This is a genomic window from Bradyrhizobium cenepequi (assembly GCF_020329485.1).
In the GTDB taxonomy this organism is placed as follows: Bacteria; Pseudomonadota; Alphaproteobacteria; order Rhizobiales; family Xanthobacteraceae; genus Bradyrhizobium; species Bradyrhizobium cenepequi.
Window position 1 is genome coordinate 35,064 of sequence record NZ_JAGKJI010000034.1, and the last position, 18,412, is coordinate 53,475.

Here is an 18,412-nt window from a genome sequence, read left to right on the forward strand (position 1 = left end):
AGTCGGCACATGCCCGTCTTTTTTGCTTCAACAGACTGGGCATCGCGTTCCAGATTGCCTGTGGATTTTGGTCGCAGTCGGTGATCGCTCGCCCCGGGGGGCCGGAAGAGCTGGACTGTTTTTTGAAAGCGTGGGGATCCTTCATGAAGAAACTGGCTTTGTTAGCAACGGCGCTGGCAATGTTCTCGAGCTCGGCAATGGCCGCCGACATGGCTGTTAAGGCCGTCAAGGCCCCGCCGCCACCCCCGTTTGCGCCCTGGGATTTCGCTTTCGGCGCTGCGCTGATGAGCGACTACGTGTTCCGCGGCATCACCCAGTCCAACCACAAGCCTTCGGTCTCCGCCTATTTCGAGCCGCGCTATAACGTCACCAAGGACCTCCAGCTCTATATCGGCGCAGCCGGCGAGAGCATTTCCTTTGCAAACCGTGCCGCGGCCGAGATCGACATCTACGGCGGTATCCGCCCGACTTTCGGCATCTTCGCCTTCGATTTCGGTGTCTGGGGTTACCTTTATCCGGGCGGACAGTGCTTCGGTTCGCAGTACACCCTGCTGCAGGGAAATTGCGGCAACGACATCGACTATTCGCAGGGCGCGCTCGGCCTGCCGATCAACGGCAACTTCGCAAAGAAGAACGCCAGCTTCTATGAAGGCTATGCCAAGCTCAACATCGCCATCAACGACCAGTGGACGGTTGGCTTCAACGAATACTACTCGCCGAACTTCCTGAACCTCGGCGCCTGGGGCAACTACGCCTCGATCACCGCCAAGTGGATCGCGCCCAGCAGCACCTTCGGCTCGAGCGGCATCGGCATGTACGTGTCCGGCGAGTTTGGTCGTCAGTGGCTTGGGAAGTCTGACGTCTTCTACGGGATTGCCGGCGATCCTCTGTACGCGAACGGTATCCAGGAGCCCAGCTACAATACTTGGAATATCGGCGTCGGTTTCACCTACAGCGTGTTCACGCTGGATCTGCGCTACTCCGACACCGACATGTCGAAGGGTGATTGCAACGCCTTCACCAGCGACCACACCTCCAAGTTCGACGGCAGCTTCACGCCGATCAACCCCGGTGGCTTCGGCTCCAACTGGTGTGGTGCGGCCGGTATCGCCAAGCTCTCGGCTGACCTGAGCGCGATCTCGAACCTGAAGTAAGTTCCACGCATGTGGATCGCGGGGCGGCGGAGTGATCCGCCGTCCCCTTTCATTTGCGGTGGCCTCGACCGTTCGTGCCCGTGCTTGCCGGCGTCAACGCCTATGACGGCGCGGCGACCTTGGCGGCATCGCGCAACGCAAACCGGTCGCCGTTGCGGACCAGCGCAATGTTGCGCTGATGGAATTCCTGCAGCGTCGAGCGATGGCCGATCGAGACGATCGTGGTGGCCGGCAATTCCTCCATCAGCAGACGATAGAGCGCGGCCTCCGAGGGCTCGTCGAGCGAGGCGGTCGCCTCGTCGAGGAAGAGGTAGTCGGGCGCATGCAGGAGCGCACGCGCGAGCCCCAGACGCTGCTGCTCGCCGAGCGACAGCACCCTGTTCCAGTGTCCCTCTTCCTCGAGCCGCGAAGCAAGCTGTGGCAGGCCGATCTGGGCGAGCACTTCCTTGATCCGATCGGCGCTGAACTTTTCGGCTTCGGCGGGATAGACGATCGCCGCGTGCAGCGAGCCGATCGGGAAATAGGGCTTTTGAGGCAGCATCATCAGCGAGGCGTGCTCGGGAATGACGATGGAGCCGCTGCCGAACGGCCAGATGCCGGCGACCGCCCGGAACAGTGTCGACTTGCCCGCGCCGGAAGGCCCGGTGACCAGCGTGCGTTCGCCGGGACAAAGCTTGAGCCCGGTCGCCGAGACCAGCGGCGCTCCATTGGGCAGTTTCACGAGAAGCTGTTGCAGGGCGATCGCTTCGCTTGCCGCCGGCGCCGCTTTGACCGTGCCAGGATCGGTGGCGAGTCGTTCCGCCTCCCCAATCGATCGCTCGAAGCCGTCAAGACGGGCGACCACCGCGCGCCATTCCGCCATGGTGCGATAGACCGATATGAAGAACGACAACGCATCCTGCACCTTGCCGAATGCCTCAAGGATCTGCATCACGGTTCCGAGCTGGATCTTGTTGGCGAAATAGGCCGGCGCGGACAGGATGACGGGAAACACCACCGCAGTCTGCGAGTAGCTCTGCGTGAACGCGGTCAGCCGCTTGGTCCGGCTCATGATGCCGTACCAGTTGGAGACCACGTGGCCGAAGCGTGTCGATAGCTGCTCGCGTTCGGCGCGGTCGCCCTTGAGCAGCGCGATCTGTTCGGAGTTCTCGCGAACCCGCACCAGGTTAAAGCGGAAATCGGCTTCCAGCCGCTGCTGATCGAAATCGAGCCGCACCAGCGGCGAGCCGATCCATTGCGTCAAGGCCGTGCCAAAGATCGCATAGACCAGCGCGCCCCACACCAGATAGCCGGGGAATGACACATCGCTGCCGAACAGATGCAACGGCGCCGCCGCCGACAGGCCCCAGAGGATCACGACGAAGGACGCCAGTGTCACGATCGAGCTCAACAGTCCGATGCCGAGCCCCAGCGTCTGACTGACGAACATCTTGACGTCGTCGCTGATGCGCTGATCGGGGTTGTCGGCCGCGTCGCCCTGAAGCTGCATGCGGTAGTGGTTCGCATCGTGCAGCCATTCGCCGAGATATTTGCTCGTCATCCAGCGGCGCCAGCGGATCTGGAGCCACTGGTTGAGATAGAGCTGATAGATCGACAGCACAGTGAGGATCGCGGCGAGCACGCAGAATATGATGAGCTCGCGGACGAAGGCGTCCCAGTTGTGGTCCTGCAGTGCGTTGTAGAAACGATTGCGCCACTGGTTCAGCAGCACGTCGTTGCCGACCAGCGCCAGCTCGATCGCGACGACCGCGGCAAGCAGGCCGCGGCCGGCCCATTTGTCTTCGGAGTTGAAATAGGGCGCCGCAATGCGCCACACCGTCGCGAGCGTCGAACGAATGTTGTTCACAGATTACCGTCTCCGGGGGATCGCCTGCAAAGGCTTGAAAAAACGGGACAATCAGGGAACCGTCAGACTAAAGTCGTAGGTTCCGTGGTCAGCGTCCACTTGTCGCAGCATGAGAGTCAACCCTAGCATGCCGGCGCGACGCGGGGCGGGGGACTTTCTGATTTCGCGAGGTTGTGAGCGTTTCGGCGTTCGCCGAGTCGCACTGGCCTGTTCCGCACGACGTGATCGTTGACCGCCCGGTGCGCCGGGACCATGCCGACGCCAAATCGCCGGCGGGAAGCTTGGGGAGGAACAAGAAAAATGTGGAACCAAATCTACAACCCGCTGGGCAACGCCGCGCTGTCGACCGTCGCGGCCGCCGTTCCCGTGGTCACGCTGCTGGTCCTGATCGCCAGCGGACGGGTGAAGGCGCATGTCGCCGCCATCATCGCGGTGATCGTGACCAACCTGATCACGATCTTCATCTTCACCATGCCTGCGAACATGTCGATCCGCGCCACGCTGCTCGGCGTGGTGACCGGCTTCTTCCCGATCGGCTGGATCGTGCTGAACGTCATCTTCCTCTATCAGATCACGGTGGCGACCGGGAAATTCGAGCTGTTGAAGCGCGCGATCGGTGGCGTCACCGAGGACCGGCGCTTGCAGCTGCTGCTGATCGCGTTCGCCTTCGGCGCGTTCTTCGAAGGCGCCTCCGGCTTCGGCACGCCGGTTGCGATTACAGGCGCAGTCCTGATCGGCCTCGGCTTTTCGCCGCTTGCGGCTTCCGGCCTGTCACTGATCGCCAATACCGCGCCGGTTGCCTATGGCGCGCTGGGCACGCCGATCCTTGGCCTTGCATCGGTCACCGGGCTTGATCCTTACGTGCTTGGCGCGATGGTCGGGCGGCAATTGCCGCTGTTCTCGCTGATCGTACCGTTCTGGGTGGTGTGGGCGTTTGCCGGCTGGCGGGGCATGAAGGATGTCTGGCCGGCGGTCCTGGTCACCGGCGTCTCCTTCGCAGTCCCGCAATTCGTGATCTCGAACTTCATCAATCCGTGGATCGTCGACATCGGCGCCTCTCTGATCTCGATGGGCTGCCTGATCCTGTTCCTGCGCGTTTGGCAGCCGCGGCAACTATGGTTGTCGCCGGCGCTGCGCGGCCACGATGAATCGGCCGCCACCATGGCGGCGCCGAAGGCGCTGGACAAGACGCCGCTGACGCAAAGCGAATTGTGGAGCGCGCTTCTGCCGTGGATCATCGTCTGCATCCTGATGCTGATCTGGGGCAACGGTGCGTTCAAGACCTGGGCCAATGCCAATTTCGTCTGGAACTATCCGGTGCCCGAGCTCGACAAGCTCATCAACAAGATGCCGCCGGTCGCCGCCAAGCCGACGCCGGAAGGCGCGGTGTTCGGTTTCACCTGGCTGTCCTTCACCGGCACGGGCATGCTGATCGCCGCGATCATCTCGGGCCTGTTGATGGGCTTCTCGCCGCTGCGGCTGATCACCGAATATGGCCGCACCATCCGCCTGTGCGCGATCTCGCTGATCACGATCTCGGCGATGCTCGCGATCGGCACGCTGACGCGGCTCTCCGGCGTTGACGCCACGCTCGGCCTGGCGTTCGCCGCAACCGGTGTGCTCTATCCCTTCTTCGGCACGCTGCTCGGCTGGTTGGGCGTGGCGCTGACCGGATCGGACACTGCCTCCAACGTGCTGTTCGGCAATCTGCAGAGGATCACCTCGGAGCAATTGGGCCTGTCACCGATCCTGATGGCCGCCGCCAACTCGTCCGGCGGCGTCATGGGCAAGATGATCGACGCGCAATCGATCGTGGTCGCCTCGACCGCGACCAACTGGTACGGCCATGAAGGCTCGATCCTGCGCTACGTGTTCTGGCACTCGATCGTGCTCGCCTGCCTCGTCGGCATCTTCGTGACGCTGCAGGCCTATGTCTATCCGTTCACCGAGATGGTGCTGAAGTAGCGCCACACGCGGACTTCTCCCTCTCCCTCCAGATCTCCGCGAAATCACCTGGTTTCGCGGGGATCTGCGTTTCAAGCGCTGTGCCGCTGTCGGCCGATCTCGCCAACGTCATCGGTGTCCAGTAAAAGCGCGTCGGTGCAGCTTGGGGATTTGCGAGAGGAGTCATGGTCTCACGGATTTGCAGGAGAGGTGCCTTTGTCTTCGCGCTGCTCGCGACCGCAGTCGTGGCTGGTCCTGCATGCGCTGATGAAGAATTCCCCTTTGGCTTCGAAATGACGCTCGATGCCGCGCGGATGCCTGGCTCCAAGCGCATCCCCTCGCTCGACATCGGCGACAATGGCGAGGTGGTGCTCGAGCTCTGGTGCAAGGGCGGCAAGGGCCAGTTCTCGGTCGCCGGCAACACCATCATCTTCGTTCCCGGCGCAATGGAGATGCGCAACTGCCCGCCTGAGCGGGCGCAAGCCGACGACGACCTGCTTGCGGCGCTATCCGACGTCGCCACCTGGCGTCGCCAGGGCGATGCCATCACGCTCATAGGCTCAAAGGCCCTGCGCTTCCGCCTCAACACGAACTAGCGGGTGACTTCGTAGCCCGGGTGGAGCGCAGCGCAACCTGGGATGTCTGCGTCAACGTCTACGAGCGGTCACAGATTACGCTGCGCTCCACCCGGGCTACAGTGCTGCGTGCGTTGCCTTACTTCCACGCCGATTTGTCGGCGTCCCAGCGCTGGGCCTTGAATTCCTTCGCCAGCGCCTCGATCGAGCCGTTGTCGTCGGGCGGCTCGCCGCCTTCCTCGTCGCCGACGGAGTCTTCCGAGAGGTTCAGCTTCGGGCCTGAGCCTTCATCGGCGGTGCTGACCACCGGGCTCGAAACCCACAGCATGAGTTTGTCCGACGTGCCGGGCTTGTCCGTGGATACCAGCGCCGACATCTCGATGGTCTCGGTGAGGCCAAGCGCAGGATAGATCTGGCTCGGCCGTTTGAAGGTCAGTTTCAACTTGCCGGTATTGGCGTTCCATGACGCCTCCGACGGCTTTGCCGCCAGCGTCTTGCTCAATACGCCGGATATCACTGATGCGATCTTGTCCTTGTTGATCTTGTCGCCGGTGAGCCAGTCGGCGGCGGCGAAGTGGATCGTGCGGTCCATCTCGACGCTGCCCGTGGTCCAGCCGGCCGCGACCACGCCTGGTGTCGCCTTGGCCTTGGCGACGAAGGCCGATGCCTGTTCCGGATCGACGGTCAGGTTGATGGTCTGCTCGCCGGCGCGCAGCGCGTCGCAGTTGACGCTGAGGCTCGAGAGACCAACCTCGACGACCTGCCCCTTGAGGCCCTTCAGGAACTCCAGCGCCGCGTCGAGCTTGACGCGCACGCCGACGGATTCGGGAGAGACTTCGGTAAAATCCTTCGGTGCCGGCGTGATACCGTCATCAGTGGTCTGCGTTTCCTGAAATTCCCGCTCCGAAAGGTCGGTATTGTCGGAGGAGGCCACTTCCGTCACCGCCTGGCCGATCGTGATCTGGCCGCGGAATTCGAAACTGTCGCCGGTCGGCTTGCGCACGAGCTTCACCGTGACGGGCGATTTGTCGTTCAGGCTTTGCGTCGTGCCGCTGAGGTTCTGGCCGTTGACGGCGAGATTGACGACGAAGCGATCCTTGCGGTCGGAACCTTTTTCCATGGGATAGCAGACGTCGAGCACCGCCGCGGTGACGTTCTTGCCCTGACGGGTTTCCTTCAGCACCGCGTCGGCATTGCCCTCCATGAGGCCGTCGATCGAGGTGAAATAGCGCGTTTCGGTCGCGCCCGGCGCCGTCTTGGACGGCAGCTTCATCTGGGCAAAAGCGAGATCCGACGAGGCCGTGATGAGGCCGAACAGGCAGAGCAGGAGCGCGCGCATAGGAACTTCCTCGGCGACAGAATCAGCGACGTCGTAACTAGAGCATATTCGGTTCTGATTGAATCAGAACCGAGGCTCTAGATTGTTGTTTTGACGCGTTTTCTTCACGCGAACCGGTGTCCACTTCGCTCGAAAACGCTCCGGCAAACCTCGATCCTATTGGCCAAAAAAGAAGGCCGCCCGGAGGCGGCCTTCGCGTCTGATATTTGCGGGTTGGCGCAGATTCAGAAACCCATTGGGCTCAGAAGCCCATGCCACCCATGCCGCCGCCTCCGGGCGGCATGGCCGGCGCCGGCTCCTTCGGCAGTTCGGCGACCATGGCTTCCGTCGTCACCAAGAGGCCCGCTACCGAGGAGGCGTCCTGCAGCGCGGTGCGCACGACCTTGGCGGGGTCGATGATGCCCTTCTCGACCAGATCGACATATTCCTCGGTCTGGGCGTCGAAGCCGAAGGTCTCCGACTTGTTCCCGAGGATCTTGCCGACCACGATCGAGCCTTCGACACCGGCGTTTTCCGAGATCTGGCGCACGGGGGCTTCGAGGGCCTTCAGCACGATGTTGATGCCGGCCTGGACGTCGGAATTGTCGTTGGAGAGACGGCCGACCGCCTTCTTGGCGCGCAGCAGCGCCACGCCGCCGCCGGGCACGATGCCTTCCTGCACCGCGGCACGGGTCGCGTTCAGCGCGTCCTCGACGCGGTCCTTCTTCTCCTTGACCTCGACCTCGGTCGCGCCGCCGACGCGGATCACCGCGACGCCGCCGGCAAGCTTGGCCAGTCGCTCCTGCAGCTTCTCGCGGTCGTAGTCGGAAGTGGTCTCCTCGATCTGCGCCTTGATCTGCGTGACGCGGGCGTCGATGTCGGCCTTCTTGCCGGCGCCGCTGACGATCGTGGTGTTCTCCTTGTCGATCACGACCTTGCGGGCGCGGCCGAGCATCTTGATGGTGACGTTCTCGAGCTTGATGCCAAGCTCTTCGGAGATCAGCTGGCCACCGGTCAGGACCGCAATGTCCTCCAGCATCGCCTTGCGGCGGTCGCCGAAGCCCGGCGCCTTGACGGCGGCGACCTTCAACCCGCCGCGCAGGCGGTTGACCACCAGCGTCGCCAGCGCCTCGCCTTCGACATCCTCCGCGATGATCAGGAGCGGGCGGCCGGACTGCACCACCGCTTCCAGCACCGGCAGCATCGCCTGCAGGCCGGACAGCTTCTTCTCATGCAGGAGGATGTAGGCGTCCTCGAGCTCGGCGGTCATCTTCTCGGCATTGGTGATGAAGTAGGGCGACAGGTAGCCACGGTCGAACTTCATGCCTTCGACGATGTCGACCTCGGTCACCAGGGACTTGTTCTCCTCGACCGTGATCACGCCCTCATTGCCGACCTTCTGCATGGCCTGGGCGATCATCTTGCCGATTGCGGTGTCGCCGTTGGCCGAGATGGTGCCGACCTGGGCGACCTCGGAGGAGGCGGCGACCGGCTTGGCGCGCTTCTCAAGGTCCTTGACCACGGCGGCGACGGCGATGTCGATGCCGCGCTTCAGGTCCATCGGGTTCATGCCGGCGGCAACCGCCTTGCCACCCTCGCGCACGATCGCCTGCGCCAGCACGGTCGCGGTGGTGGTGCCGTCGCCCGCGGTGTCGTTGGTCTTGGAGGCGACCTCGCGCAGCATCTGCGCGCCCATGTTCTCGAACTTGTCCTCGAGCTCGATCTCCTTGGCGACGGTGACGCCGTCCTTGGTGATGCGTGGGGCGCCGAAACTCTTCTCGATGACGACGTTGCGGCCCTTCGGGCCGAGCGTGACCTTCACCGCATTGGCAAGGACATCGACGCCGCGCAGCATACGCTCGCGGGCTTCTCCGGAAAATTTAACGTCTTTGGCAGCCATATCTTGCTCCTGGAATGATTGAGGGCAGATGGGCCGCGCTTTCCGGGCGTCATTGCCGGGCTTGACCCGGCAATCCATCCTTACTGAAGAATGATGGATGCCCGGATCAAGTCCGGGCATGAGAGCGGAGAGCGCGGCTGCTTCGCTTGAGCTTGCGGCTTAAACCAGCACGCCCATGATGTCGGACTCCTTCATGATCAGGAGTTCCTCACCGTCGAGCTTGACCTCGGTGCCCGACCATTTGCCGAACAGCACGCGGTCGCCGACCTTGACATCGATCGGGATCAGCTTGCCGGTCTCGTCGCGGCCCCCCGGCCCGACGGCGGTGACTTCGCCCTGCGAGGGCTTTTCCTTGGCGGTGTCGGGGATGATAATGCCGCCCTTGGACTTCTCTTCGGCTTCGATGCGCTTGACCACGACACGGTCATGCAGCGGGCGGAATTTGGTTTTAGCCATGACATTCCCTCTTGGAGGCTCGGTTTCAGGTCTCATTCATCGAGGCCGGGATTGAATGCCGGCCGGTCGATGGCTCGCGGGCAGGATATCCAGCGCCTTAGCAATCGTCGCGCCAGAGTGCTAATTTGTGGGGCGGGGAATATGGCTTGGCGCCTTTCCTGTCAAGCAAAGTGGTTAAGGCCTTGGTGAGGCCAATATAGGATGCTGCAACCAAACCAAATCAGAACCCGGGTTGGAGTTCTCACGTCATCGTTTCGACGTCATTGCTCTGCCTTACGTTTTACGCTTGGCTGCAGGACGGGTGCGGCCCAAGGATATTTCGGGGGAATACGGATGATCGGATCAGGTGACGCGCGCGCGGTTGCGAAATTTGCGACCGTCTCGGCGCTGACGCTTCTGTTGGGCGCGTGCAGCAGCGTCAACCTGCCATCCTTGTCATCCAACCCGGAGCCCGCGCCCGAGCCGGGGGTGGCGCCGGAAATGCCCGCCACCATCCGTTCCGACGAGATCGTCGGCCGCTGGGGCCTGGCCTCCTACCAGAATCCCTCGGATCGCGCCCGCACGGAAAAGATGGCGCGCGACCAGTGCAAGCAGCCTTACGTGATCGGCGCCGGCCAAGCCGGCGGCGTGGTCATGCATCTGGCCGACCAGGCGACCCCGCAGGAACTGCGTCTGAAGGGCTCTCCGAGCGGCAAGAACTATATCGGCCCGCCCGGTCCGGCCGGCGGCGAGCAGGATCGCGAGATCGTCTCGTTCGACGGCCGCGTCATGATCACCCGCTTCGTCGACAAGGACGCCGGCGTTCGCTACGGCAACATGGTCTACGTCCGCTGCGCGCCACGGGCGTGAGGCGCCAATTGCTGCGCCCTCTCCCCTTGTGGGAGAGGGCCGCTCCGCTGCTAGCGTCAGACTTCACTTGGGTGAGGGGTTCTCTGCCCGAGCACTGTCGCCCGTGGAGGCAACCCCTCATCCGGCGCTTCGCGCTACCTTCTCCCACAAGGGGAGAAGGGAAGGGCATTTGCCGGAGCGTACAAAAATAAAACGCCGGCAGTGATCCCGGCGTTTTGCTGTGTCCCTTGATCCGCGAGTTCAGTCGAACATCGCGTCGATGTCGTCCTGCGAGGCGTGGCCTACATCGCCATCAAGCTTCGGGCCGTTGAGCAGGCGGGCGTCGCCCTCGCGGCTGTCGATGATCGGCGGCGCGTGCGCCTTGATGGCGTCGACACCACCCCAGATCTCCATCATCGCATTGATGTGCTGCTCGATGAACTTCATCGTGGTCATCACTTTGCTGATGCGCTGGCCGGTGAGGTCCTGGAAGTTGCAGGCCTCGAAGATCGAGACCACGCGCTCCTGGATATCTTCGGCGAGCATCTTCTGCTGTTCGGGCGAGGCGACCTTGGTCAGCGCGGTGGCGGCCTGATCGATCGCTTCGGTCGCCTCGAGGATCTGCTGGGTCGCCTGTTCGGTGCCGCCGACGACGGCCCCGAGCTCGCCGTTCACCTTGGCCATCTCCTGGCCGTCAAAGCTCTTGCCGTGCAGCACCGCGATCTCGCGTTTGGTGCGGTTGATGGCGTCGTGGATCAGGTCGAGCTCGACCTTCAGCTTCTCACATTGCTCGATCTGCGCGCGATAGGTGTCGAGCAGCGCATGCGCTTCCGCGACCTCGCGGGCCACCGCCGCCTCGGTGGCTTCAGTTGCGACTGGACGCTGGGCATGGACGCCGAGCGCCATCTGCGCGCGGATGGAACGAAGCTCCGCCATGATCTCCCGATGCATTGGACCGATTTCGCCGCCTTCCACCGTAACCGGTGCCGGCATCGGCATGTCGCCCATAATGGCTTGTTCAACACGAAAACGCTTGCGACTAACTGACATGAGACTATTCCCGCCCCCTTCACTCGCACTGTTCTACGCAGACGCGATTTAATATGGAGTTCACGTGGGAATGTTTTGCCGCGTGCGTTTCGCATGCGCGCCGCATACCGGTGATTAACCATGTGCGCCCTGCATTCAAGCAAAATAAACGCTAATTCTGAAATCCGCGCTCGATTGCCGGCGTGGTGAATCCAAACGCTCGATACGTTTACCAAACCGATGCGGTTTTGATTTTGATTGGCTGCATGCCACGGCACCTCACGCCGAGTGCAGTTGACGATTGACGAAACAGTACAGAGTACGTCGATGAAGAAGATATTCTTTGCGCTTATTGCCGGCGCGTCCTTCCAGCTTGCCGCTCCGCACCAGGCCTTTGCGATTGATGCCGCGCCGCTCGCCGAGCCGACCGTGATCTACGCGAGACAGCCCGCGCCACCCTCGCCCCGGCCGGTGCGTACCGCTTCCAACCTCGGCGGCGGCTTCATCGAATTCCTGTTCGGTGACGGACCCGGTCAGGGTTATCCGCCATCCTACGAGCAGCAGCCGATGTATCAGCAGCAGCCCGGTTATTATGGCGGACAGCGCATGATGCTGCCGCCGATGGATCCGCAACAGCCGATGATGCGGCAGGAGGAGGCGGCCGATCCCGCTCAGCGGCGCTTCGATCCGAAATATGAGAAGCAGCTCGTCGATTATGACGGCAAGGAAGGTCCGGGCACGATCGTCGTCGATACGCCGAACAAATTCCTTTATCTCGTGCAGGCCGACGGCAAGGCCCTGCGCTACGGCATCGGCGTCGGCCGCCCCGGCTTCACCTGGTCTGGCGTGAAGACGATCTCCGCCAAGCGCGAATGGCCGGACTGGACACCGCCGCCGGAAATGCTGGCGCGTCGCCCCGATTTGCCCAGGCACATGGTGGGCGGTCCGGAAAATCCGCTCGGCGCGCGCGCGATGTATCTCGGCTCCTCGCTCTATCGCATCCACGGCTCGAACGAGCCCTGGACCATCGGCACCAACGTTTCCTCCGGCTGCATCCGCATGCGCAACGAGGACGTCATCGACCTCTACGGCCGCGTCAATGTCGGCACCAGGGTGGTCGTGATCTAGAGACGTTGCGACAACGAGAAACGGCCGCTCACTCGAGCGGCCGTTCTGTTTTTCAATTCGTGCAGCGCTTACGCGTAATCGCTGCCGCCGTCGTCGCCGCCGTCATCGAACCCGTCGTCGTCATGGTCGGGACCGTAGCCATGGTCCTCGTTGTTGTTGTTTGACGCCTGGTCGAAGAAGCCTGAGCGCGAGTCATTATCGCGTCCGCCAGAGCCGATGTCGTTGACGCCGGCATCGCGCGCAAGATCGCCGCCAGACTGATCATTGCCCCACGGCTTGCTGTCGCCGGAACTGCCGGAATCGGCAAAGGCCTGGTGACCGCCACCGCCCATCAGACCGCGGATGCTGTTCATCAGCAGCGAGCCACCGACCACGCCGGCAGCGGCCGCCGCCGCGGTGCCGAGGAACGAGCCGCCGCCACCGCCGAACGGGCCCGCCTGCGGCGCGCCATAGGGCTGCTGGCCGAAAGGTGGCTGGCCATACGGTCCAGGACCCTGCGGCTGCTGCATCGCCTGGCCGCTATTCCAGACCGGACGGCCGCCACCCTCCGGCGGGCGTACTGGCGGAACCGAGCCGCGCGATTGATTCTGGTTCTGGCCGAAGATCGCATCGCGCATCGAATCGAGGAAGCCGCCGGTTTCGCCCTGCTGCTGTCCGCCGCCGAGCTCAGCTTCCAGTTGCTGGATGTGGTCATTGGCGCGCTTCAGCGCCTCGTCCTGCACCAGCGCCGTCTGCACCAGCGCATAGGCGGCGTTGGGTGCCTTGCGCAGCCCTTCCGAGATGGCGGCCAGGGCCTCGGGATCACGCGGAGCGTTCTCCAGCTTGGCGAGCCGGTCGAAGAGATCGTCGATCAATTGGCGTTCTTGCGGGGTCATGGCCTTCTCCATCGCGTCGATTGAATCGAAGCGCGGAACATGTAGGGCCGCCTTTGTGGCGCAAGGAGTGGGGCAGCGAATTAAATTTCCGTATGCGACAAAACGACCAACGGATATCTTTCAGCCTTCTTGTCTGAGCATGATCTCCGCGCAAACGCTTCGCGTTTGTCGCGAGGGAAAACCGGTATCCACTTTTCCGGATCATGCTCTAGTGATTCCAGGCGAGTGTAACATTGTTCGCCGCAAGCAATTGCGGGAAATGCTCGCTGACGAGAAAGGCATGTTCGTTCTCGCGCTGTGTCGTTAGCGGATCGAGCTCGTTGAGCGTCTCGTCGACGAAGCCGGGATGGCACATCACGAGTCCGCCGTCCGGCAGTCCTTCGAGAAATTGTCGCATCAGGGGACCGAACTCGGGCGATCTCGAAAAATCATAGGCGCCGGCGAAAGCGGGGTTGAAGGGAATGCCGGCCCGTCGTGCTCGCTTCCTGAACTGCGCGCTTAGCGCATCGAGCACCAGCGCCTTCGGCGCGCGCATGCGCTGCGAGAGAGGCTGGTTGCGTCCGCCCTGGCGCACCCAGGCTTCGGGTGCGGCTTCCTTCACCGCGCGCAAGAAGGCGTCGCGCACCTGCGGAAATAATTGCACGTGCTGATGGCCATCGACAAAGTCAGGCGCGCGGCCGAACATGTCCTTGAAGGTTGCAAGCTGCTCGACCAGCTCGGCATGGATCATCTCGCGATCGAGTCGCCGGAGGAGGCCAGCGCGCAACATTTTCGGGAACGGCAGGAACAGCCCGCCATTGACAGGCCGGAAATGCATGGTCAGCGGACGGAATGGCGCGCTTAGCGTCGCATGCAGCCCGACCGCGCAGCGCGGGCTGTCGGCGACAACGCTCTTTAGCGCCGCCACTTCGTCGCGGCCGATTGCCGCGCCCACCACCATCACCGAGGTCGCGTTGAGACGGCCGCGCGCGATCAGATCGCGAATGGCGCGGTTGACTCCCTCGCTCAATCCGTAATCGTCGGCACAGAGCCAGATCCGGCGCGGCTGCGCGGCGTCATTCATTCGGCCGCGGTCCGTTCGCTGCCTGCGGCAGCAGCATCGGGACCGGCGCGCTTCTCGCTATGCTCGGCGACGAAATAGATCGGCCGCGCCTTCAGCTCCGACAGGATCTTGCCGATATACTCGCCGACGATGCCGATCATGATGAGCTGCACGCCGCCGATCGTCATCAACCCGATCACTAGCGAGGGATAGCCCGGCACCTGCTTGCCTGTCGTGAAGACCTCCCACAGGATCGACAGCCCGAAAATGAACGCCGCAGTCGCCAGCAGCACGCCGAGCAGGCTCGCGAAGCGCAGCGGCGCCACTGAGAACGATGTCAATCCTTCGATCGACAGGCCAATCAGCCGTGTCGCGCTGAAGGTGGTGACGCCATGCGAGCGCGGCGCCGGCTCGTAGTCGACCCTGATCTGGCGGAAGCCGATCCAGCTTGCCAACCCCTTGAAGAAGCGGTTGCGCTCGGGCAGTTGCCGCAGCGCCGCCACCGCACGCGGCGACAGCAGGCGGAAGTCACCGGCATCTTCGGGGATCTTCTGCCGTGCGCCCCAGTTGATGAGCGCGTAGAAGCCGTGCACCGCAAGCCGGCGCAGGAACGGCTCGTTGTCGCGATGCGCCTTCGCGGTATAGACGACATCGTAGCCGTCCTCGACCCAGTGCGAGACCAGTTTCTCGACCAGCGTCGGCGGATGCTGGCCGTCGCCGTCCATGAACAGCACGGCGCCGCGCCGGGCATGATCGAGGCCGGCCATGAGCGCCGCCTCCTTGCCGAAATTGCGCGACAGCGACACCACCTGGACATCCAGCGTGTCAGGGACAAGCGAACGCGCGATCGAAAGCGTGTTGTCCTTGCTGCCGTCGTCGACATAGACGACCTCGCAAGCGAGCCCGTAGCGATCCTTCAGCGTCCGCGCGAGGGCGATCAATCGCTCGTGCAGCAGCGCCAGCCCTGCAGCCTCGTTGTAAACGGGAACGACGATCGACAGGCCCTGTGCCGCGGCATTCGCCGCAGTGGTGGTCAGGCCGGAAACGTCAGAGCCCAGCGTCATCGATCAGGTTCCAGGTTCTCCAAGATATATGATACCGCCCGCCGGCTGTCGCCACGATGAACGGGCCGGACGCCTCATTGCCGCAGGAAAGCCTCGAGCCTGGCGAACAGCGGGTTCTCGCGGTCGAAGACGTAGTCGAGCGAGACCACCGACACCGTATCGGCGCCATGCTCGCGCAGGAAGCTGCCGAGCGCATAGAGCTGCGCCGGTGGGCAGTGCAGCGTCAGCATGCCTGACGAGGTCGGGCCGCCGAACGGGGCGACCACGCCGAAACGGTTATGGGCTTCCGCCAGCAATGCTGCATCGCATCCTTTGAAGCGGGTGCGGACCTCGCGATATTTGTTCGCCCGGGCGCGAGCGGCGATGTGATCCAGGATGACGCGGGCGGTCTCGCGGGCCTCGGTCGACCAGTCGGCGTCTTTCGAGGCGACGAGGTTCGCCTGGCTACGCAGGATCACGCCGTCGTCGAGCACCTTCAATCCGTTCGCGGCGAGCGTCGCGCCGGTCGTGGTGATGTCGACGATCAGTTCCGCGGTGCCGACCGCGGGTGCGCCTTCGGTCGCACCGGCGCTCTCGACGATGCGATAGTCGAGGATGCCGCGGGACGCGAAGAAGGTCCGGGTCAGGTTGATGTACTTGGTCGCGATCCGCATCCGCCGGTGATGCTGCTCGCGGAAACCCGTGGTGACATCGTCAAGATCGGCCATGCTGCGGACGTCGATCCAGGCCTGCGGCACCGCGACCACCACATTGGCGTAGCCGAAACCGAGACCGTCGATCAGGTGCACGCGCTTGTCGGCGTCCGCGATGCTCTCGCGCACGAGGTCCTCGCCGGTGACCCCAAGATGCACCATGCCGCGCGCGAGCTGTGAGGCGATCTCGCTCGCGGAGAGATAGGCGATTTCGACATTGTCCAGTCCCGCGATGGTGCCGCGATAATCGCGTGCGCCGCCGGGCTTCGACAGCGTCAATCCGGCGCGGGCGAAAAACGCCTCGGCATTTTCCTGCAGACGTCCTTTCGAGGGGACCGCGAGAACGAACGGCGCGCTCATGCCTTGCCTCCGCGCACGGGCATGCCGAGCTGTGTCAGCGCCTCGATCCAGACGGAGAAGCCGACCGCCGGGATCGGCTCGGCCGAGCCGAGCTGCGTCATCAATCCATCATAGCGGCCGCCGGCGACCAGCGGCTCGGCGCCGTTGCCCCTGGCGTGTAGTTCGAACTCGAAGCCGGTGTAGTAGTCGAGCCCGCGCCCGAACGACGCCGAGAAGCGCGTCTTGCGCGTATCAATGCCGCGCGCGGCCATGAAGCCGACGCGGCGTTCGAATTCGTCGATCGCGCCGGAGAGGTCGAGCCTCGCGTCCTCAGCCAGCGCGCGCAGTTGTGCGATGGCGTCGTCCGGTTCGCCCGTGATCGACAGGAAGCGCTTGATGGTGGCGATCGCGTCGCGCGGCAGCGCGCCGGCTTTGAGCGTCGATTGTTCGAGGAAACGGTCGGCGATCTCGGCGACGCTGCGGCCGCCGACATTGGTGGTGCCGGCGATCGACATCAGGTCGGTGACGAGCGCCAGCGCCGCCTTGCGGTCGGAGCCGGCAAGTGCGGCCAGCACGCCCTCATATTCGGCGCGGCCAAGCGTGCCCGCGAGCGTCAGCCGCTCGATATCCTCGGTGAGGCTGACCTTGCGGTTGAAATCCTTGATCAGGCGGCGGCGCCACACCGGATAAAGCCCGAGCGCCTCGATCAGGGCAATGAACAAGGCGACGTCGCCGGTGCGGATCTCGACGTCGGTCAGTCCAAACGCCGCCGTCGCCTCCAGCGCCAGCGCCAACATCTCGGCGTCCGCAGCGGCGCGGTCCTGCCGGCCGAATGATTCGATGCCGGCCTGCAGGAACTCGCTGGGCTGGCTGCCGCGATAACGGAATACCGCGCCGAGATAGCTGAAGCCGGCTGGCTTCCCGGCCTCCGGCGAGGCGAGGTAGTCGCGTGCCACGGGGATCGTCAGGTCCGGGCGCAGGCACAGTTCCTCGCCGCTCGCGTCGGTGGTGAGGTAGAGGCTCTTGCGGATGCCCTCGCCGGAGAGGTCGAGGAACGGCTCGGCCGGCTGCAGGATCGCCGGCTCGGACCTGATGTAGCCGGCCTGCGCAAACGATAACAGCAGCGCATCCGCCCATGCGGCGGAGGAGGCGGCACCGCGGGTGGTGGCGGTTACGGTCATCTCGACGTCCAAATAGCCCGAAATAGGTTCCCGAAGCGGCTCAAGGTAGCCCAAGTGTTTCCGGCGAGCCCTTAGCACGGCAAAAGCGCCGTTTCGACCGGCATCGGCCAAATCGCTTAATGGGGCGTGCCTTACCGATTTAAGCCGGTATTGCCTAGCCCTTTGGACGCCAGTCGCCGAGGGCCGCCTGAACCAGGGCCAGCGCCGCGACCCCTGTGGTGTCCGCGCGCAGGATCCGCGGCCCCAGCGACAGCCGCATGATCCTGGACTGGCGCAAGAGCAGCATACGCTCCTCCTCGGCGAACCCGCCCTCCGGGCCGATCAGCACGTCGATGCCATCAGTGGCGGCGCCCTGTTGCAATGCCTGCAGGGGATCGCCGAGGTCGGCGGTTTCGTCGCAGAACACCAGCAGGCGGTTATCGACGCGGTCGGTGAGGAAACGCTCGAGCGGGACGGGGTCGGCGACCTCGGCGAGGGCCGTGATCCCGCATTGCTCGGCCGCCTCGACCACATTGGCCCGCATGCGCTCGCTATTCACCCGCGAAACCTGGGTGTAGCGGGTCAGGACCGGCTGCAGGCGCGATGCGCCCATCTCGACCGCCTTCTGCACCATATAGTCGAGCCGGGCGTGTTTCAGCGGCGCGAAGACATAGGCGATGTCGGGCAGGCGATCCTGCGGCCGGGTCTGGCGGTGGATGGTCAGCGTATCCGCCCGCTTGCGGCCATTGAGTTCAGCCTGCCATTCGCCGTCGCGGCCATTGAACACCAGGATGGTGTCGCCGGCCTTCAGCCGTAATACGTTACCGAGATAATTGCTCTGGTTGCGGTCCAGCGCGACGGTTTGGCCCGCTTGCAGGGGCACATCGACGAACAGGCGAGGGGCGCGAAAGTCATAGTCCGGCATCTGTTAATGTTCCGTCGGCACGCAATTCGGCCGCGCTTTTAGCCTAAAGCGCTAGAATTCGTAGCCTATTTTTGATCTTCGGCGCGACGTGACGCCGCGCTGTTGCCCCAATCCACGGGTTGTTAAGAAACGGCTGG

16 protein-coding genes are annotated in these 18,412 nt (G+C 63.7%); 5 read left to right on the plus strand and 11 right to left on the minus strand.

Features of this window, described 5'->3' with window-relative positions:
• Positions 1-143 precede the first annotated feature (143 nt).
• The gene (locus J6497_RS28220; protein ID WP_225707540.1) at positions 144-1,154 is read left to right on the plus strand and encodes a TorF family putative porin; all 1,011 of its coding nucleotides are present in this window, start codon (positions 144-146) and stop codon (positions 1,152-1,154) included.
• Positions 1,155-1,254: 100 nt separating this feature from the next.
• On the opposite strand, the gene J6497_RS28225 is transcribed toward J6497_RS28220, so the two are convergent.
• Entirely contained in the window at positions 1,255-3,000 is a 1,746-nt protein-coding gene (locus J6497_RS28225; protein WP_225707541.1) for an ABC transporter ATP-binding protein/permease, read from the minus strand.
• A gap of 300 nt (positions 3,001-3,300) precedes the next feature.
• Between J6497_RS28225 and J6497_RS28230 the strand changes: the two genes are divergently transcribed.
• Together J6497_RS28230 and J6497_RS28235 are read left to right on the plus strand one after the other, a co-directional pair.
• Positions 3,301-4,965: an L-lactate permease gene (locus tag J6497_RS28230; protein ID WP_225707542.1), complete on the plus strand. Its 1,665-nt coding sequence runs from the start codon at positions 3,301-3,303 to the stop codon at positions 4,963-4,965.
• Between the two features lie 164 nt (positions 4,966-5,129).
• Complete coding sequence (locus J6497_RS28235; RefSeq protein WP_225707543.1) at positions 5,130-5,540, plus strand: META domain-containing protein; 411 nt, start codon at positions 5,130-5,132, stop codon at positions 5,538-5,540.
• 118 nt (positions 5,541-5,658) lie between these two features.
• Here the strand turns inward: J6497_RS28235 and J6497_RS28240 are convergent, their stop codons facing one another.
• From J6497_RS28240 to J6497_RS28250, 3 genes are all read right to left on the minus strand, one after another.
• Positions 5,659-6,858 (minus strand): hypothetical protein, encoded by a 1,200-nt coding sequence (locus J6497_RS28240; protein ID WP_225707544.1) that lies wholly within the window; start codon positions 6,856-6,858, stop codon positions 5,659-5,661.
• 241 nt (positions 6,859-7,099) lie between these two features.
• Positions 7,100-8,737: a chaperonin GroEL gene (gene groL, locus J6497_RS28245; RefSeq protein WP_225707545.1), complete on the minus strand. Its 1,638-nt coding sequence runs from the start codon at positions 8,735-8,737 to the stop codon at positions 7,100-7,102.
• A gap of 159 nt (positions 8,738-8,896) precedes the next feature.
• Positions 8,897-9,193, minus strand: a complete 297-nt coding sequence (locus tag J6497_RS28250; RefSeq protein ID WP_225707546.1) for a co-chaperone GroES — start codon at positions 9,191-9,193, stop codon at positions 8,897-8,899.
• A 333-nt stretch (positions 9,194-9,526) separates the two neighbouring features.
• On the opposite strand from J6497_RS28250, the gene J6497_RS28255 reads away from it, so the two are divergent.
• Positions 9,527-10,042: a hypothetical protein gene (locus tag J6497_RS28255; RefSeq protein WP_225707547.1), complete on the plus strand. Its 516-nt coding sequence runs from the start codon at positions 9,527-9,529 to the stop codon at positions 10,040-10,042.
• 240 nt (positions 10,043-10,282) lie between these two features.
• Here the strand turns inward: J6497_RS28255 and J6497_RS28260 are convergent, their stop codons facing one another.
• Positions 10,283-11,071, minus strand: coding sequence for a protein phosphatase CheZ (locus J6497_RS28260; protein ID WP_225707548.1), 789 nt, complete (start codon positions 11,069-11,071; stop codon positions 10,283-10,285).
• 306 nt (positions 11,072-11,377) lie between these two features.
• Here J6497_RS28260 and J6497_RS28265 point away from each other — a divergent pair, with 306 nt between their 5' ends.
• On the plus strand, positions 11,378-12,178 hold the full coding sequence (locus tag J6497_RS28265; RefSeq protein WP_225707549.1) for a L,D-transpeptidase: 801 nt from the start codon (positions 11,378-11,380) through the stop codon (positions 12,176-12,178).
• 68 nt (positions 12,179-12,246) lie between these two features.
• On the opposite strand, the gene J6497_RS28270 is transcribed toward J6497_RS28265, so the two are convergent.
• The 6 genes from J6497_RS28270 to J6497_RS28295 all read right to left on the minus strand — a co-directional run bounded on the left by J6497_RS28270 (position 12,247) and on the right by J6497_RS28295 (position 18,275).
• Positions 12,247-13,053: a DUF2076 domain-containing protein gene (locus J6497_RS28270; RefSeq protein WP_225707550.1), complete on the minus strand. Its 807-nt coding sequence runs from the start codon at positions 13,051-13,053 to the stop codon at positions 12,247-12,249.
• A 208-nt stretch (positions 13,054-13,261) separates the two neighbouring features.
• Positions 13,262-14,116, minus strand: coding sequence for a ChbG/HpnK family deacetylase (locus J6497_RS28275; RefSeq protein ID WP_225707551.1), 855 nt, complete (start codon positions 14,114-14,116; stop codon positions 13,262-13,264).
• A complete protein-coding gene (locus tag J6497_RS28280; RefSeq protein WP_225707552.1) occupies positions 14,113-15,159 on the minus strand; it encodes a glycosyltransferase family 2 protein in 1,047 nt (348 codons plus the stop codon). Before J6497_RS28280 ends, J6497_RS28275 begins: the two co-directional genes overlap by 4 nt.
• A 74-nt stretch (positions 15,160-15,233) precedes the next feature.
• Positions 15,234-16,211: an ATP phosphoribosyltransferase gene (gene hisG / locus J6497_RS28285; protein WP_225707553.1), complete on the minus strand. Its 978-nt coding sequence runs from the start codon at positions 16,209-16,211 to the stop codon at positions 15,234-15,236.
• Positions 16,208-17,371: an ATP phosphoribosyltransferase regulatory subunit gene (locus tag J6497_RS28290; protein WP_225707554.1), complete on the minus strand. Its 1,164-nt coding sequence runs from the start codon at positions 17,369-17,371 to the stop codon at positions 16,208-16,210. Before J6497_RS28290 ends, hisG begins: the two co-directional genes overlap by 4 nt.
• Before the next feature lie 154 nt (positions 17,372-17,525).
• On the minus strand, positions 17,526-18,275 hold the full coding sequence (locus tag J6497_RS28295) for a 16S rRNA (uracil(1498)-N(3))-methyltransferase (RefSeq protein WP_225707555.1): 750 nt from the start codon (positions 18,273-18,275) through the stop codon (positions 17,526-17,528).
• Positions 18,276-18,412: the final 137 nt, after the last annotated feature.

Excerpts from the sequence above, each read along its gene's own strand:
- J6497_RS28280 (WP_225707552.1), bottom strand. The coding sequence starts at position 15,159 with ATGACGCTGGGCTCTGACGTTTCCGGCCTGACCACCACTGCGGCGAAT.
- groL (WP_225707545.1), bottom strand. The coding sequence starts at position 8,737 with ATGGCTGCCAAAGACGTTAAATTTTCCGGAGAAGCCCGCGAGCGTATG.
- J6497_RS28255 (WP_225707547.1), top strand. The coding sequence starts at position 9,527 with ATGATCGGATCAGGTGACGCGCGCGCGGTTGCGAAATTTGCGACCGTC.
- J6497_RS28270 (WP_225707550.1), bottom strand. The coding sequence starts at position 13,053 with ATGACCCCGCAAGAACGCCAATTGATCGACGATCTCTTCGACCGGCTC.
- J6497_RS28220 (WP_225707540.1), top strand. The coding sequence starts at position 144 with ATGAAGAAACTGGCTTTGTTAGCAACGGCGCTGGCAATGTTCTCGAGC.
- hisG (WP_225707553.1), bottom strand. The coding sequence starts at position 16,211 with ATGAGCGCGCCGTTCGTTCTCGCGGTCCCCTCGAAAGGACGTCTGCAG.
- J6497_RS28240 (WP_225707544.1), bottom strand. The coding sequence starts at position 6,858 with ATGCGCGCGCTCCTGCTCTGCCTGTTCGGCCTCATCACGGCCTCGTCG.
- J6497_RS28250 (WP_225707546.1), bottom strand. The coding sequence starts at position 9,193 with ATGGCTAAAACCAAATTCCGCCCGCTGCATGACCGTGTCGTGGTCAAG.
- J6497_RS28230 (WP_225707542.1), top strand. The coding sequence starts at position 3,301 with ATGTGGAACCAAATCTACAACCCGCTGGGCAACGCCGCGCTGTCGACC.
- J6497_RS28275 (WP_225707551.1), bottom strand. The coding sequence starts at position 14,116 with ATGAATGACGCCGCGCAGCCGCGCCGGATCTGGCTCTGTGCCGACGAT.
- J6497_RS28265 (WP_225707549.1), top strand. The coding sequence starts at position 11,378 with ATGAAGAAGATATTCTTTGCGCTTATTGCCGGCGCGTCCTTCCAGCTT.
- J6497_RS28295 (WP_225707555.1), bottom strand. The coding sequence starts at position 18,275 with ATGCCGGACTATGACTTTCGCGCCCCTCGCCTGTTCGTCGATGTGCCC.
- J6497_RS28235 (WP_225707543.1), top strand. The coding sequence starts at position 5,130 with ATGGTCTCACGGATTTGCAGGAGAGGTGCCTTTGTCTTCGCGCTGCTC.
- J6497_RS28260 (WP_225707548.1), bottom strand. The coding sequence starts at position 11,071 with ATGTCAGTTAGTCGCAAGCGTTTTCGTGTTGAACAAGCCATTATGGGC.
- J6497_RS28290 (WP_225707554.1), bottom strand. The coding sequence starts at position 17,371 with ATGACCGTAACCGCCACCACCCGCGGTGCCGCCTCCTCCGCCGCATGG.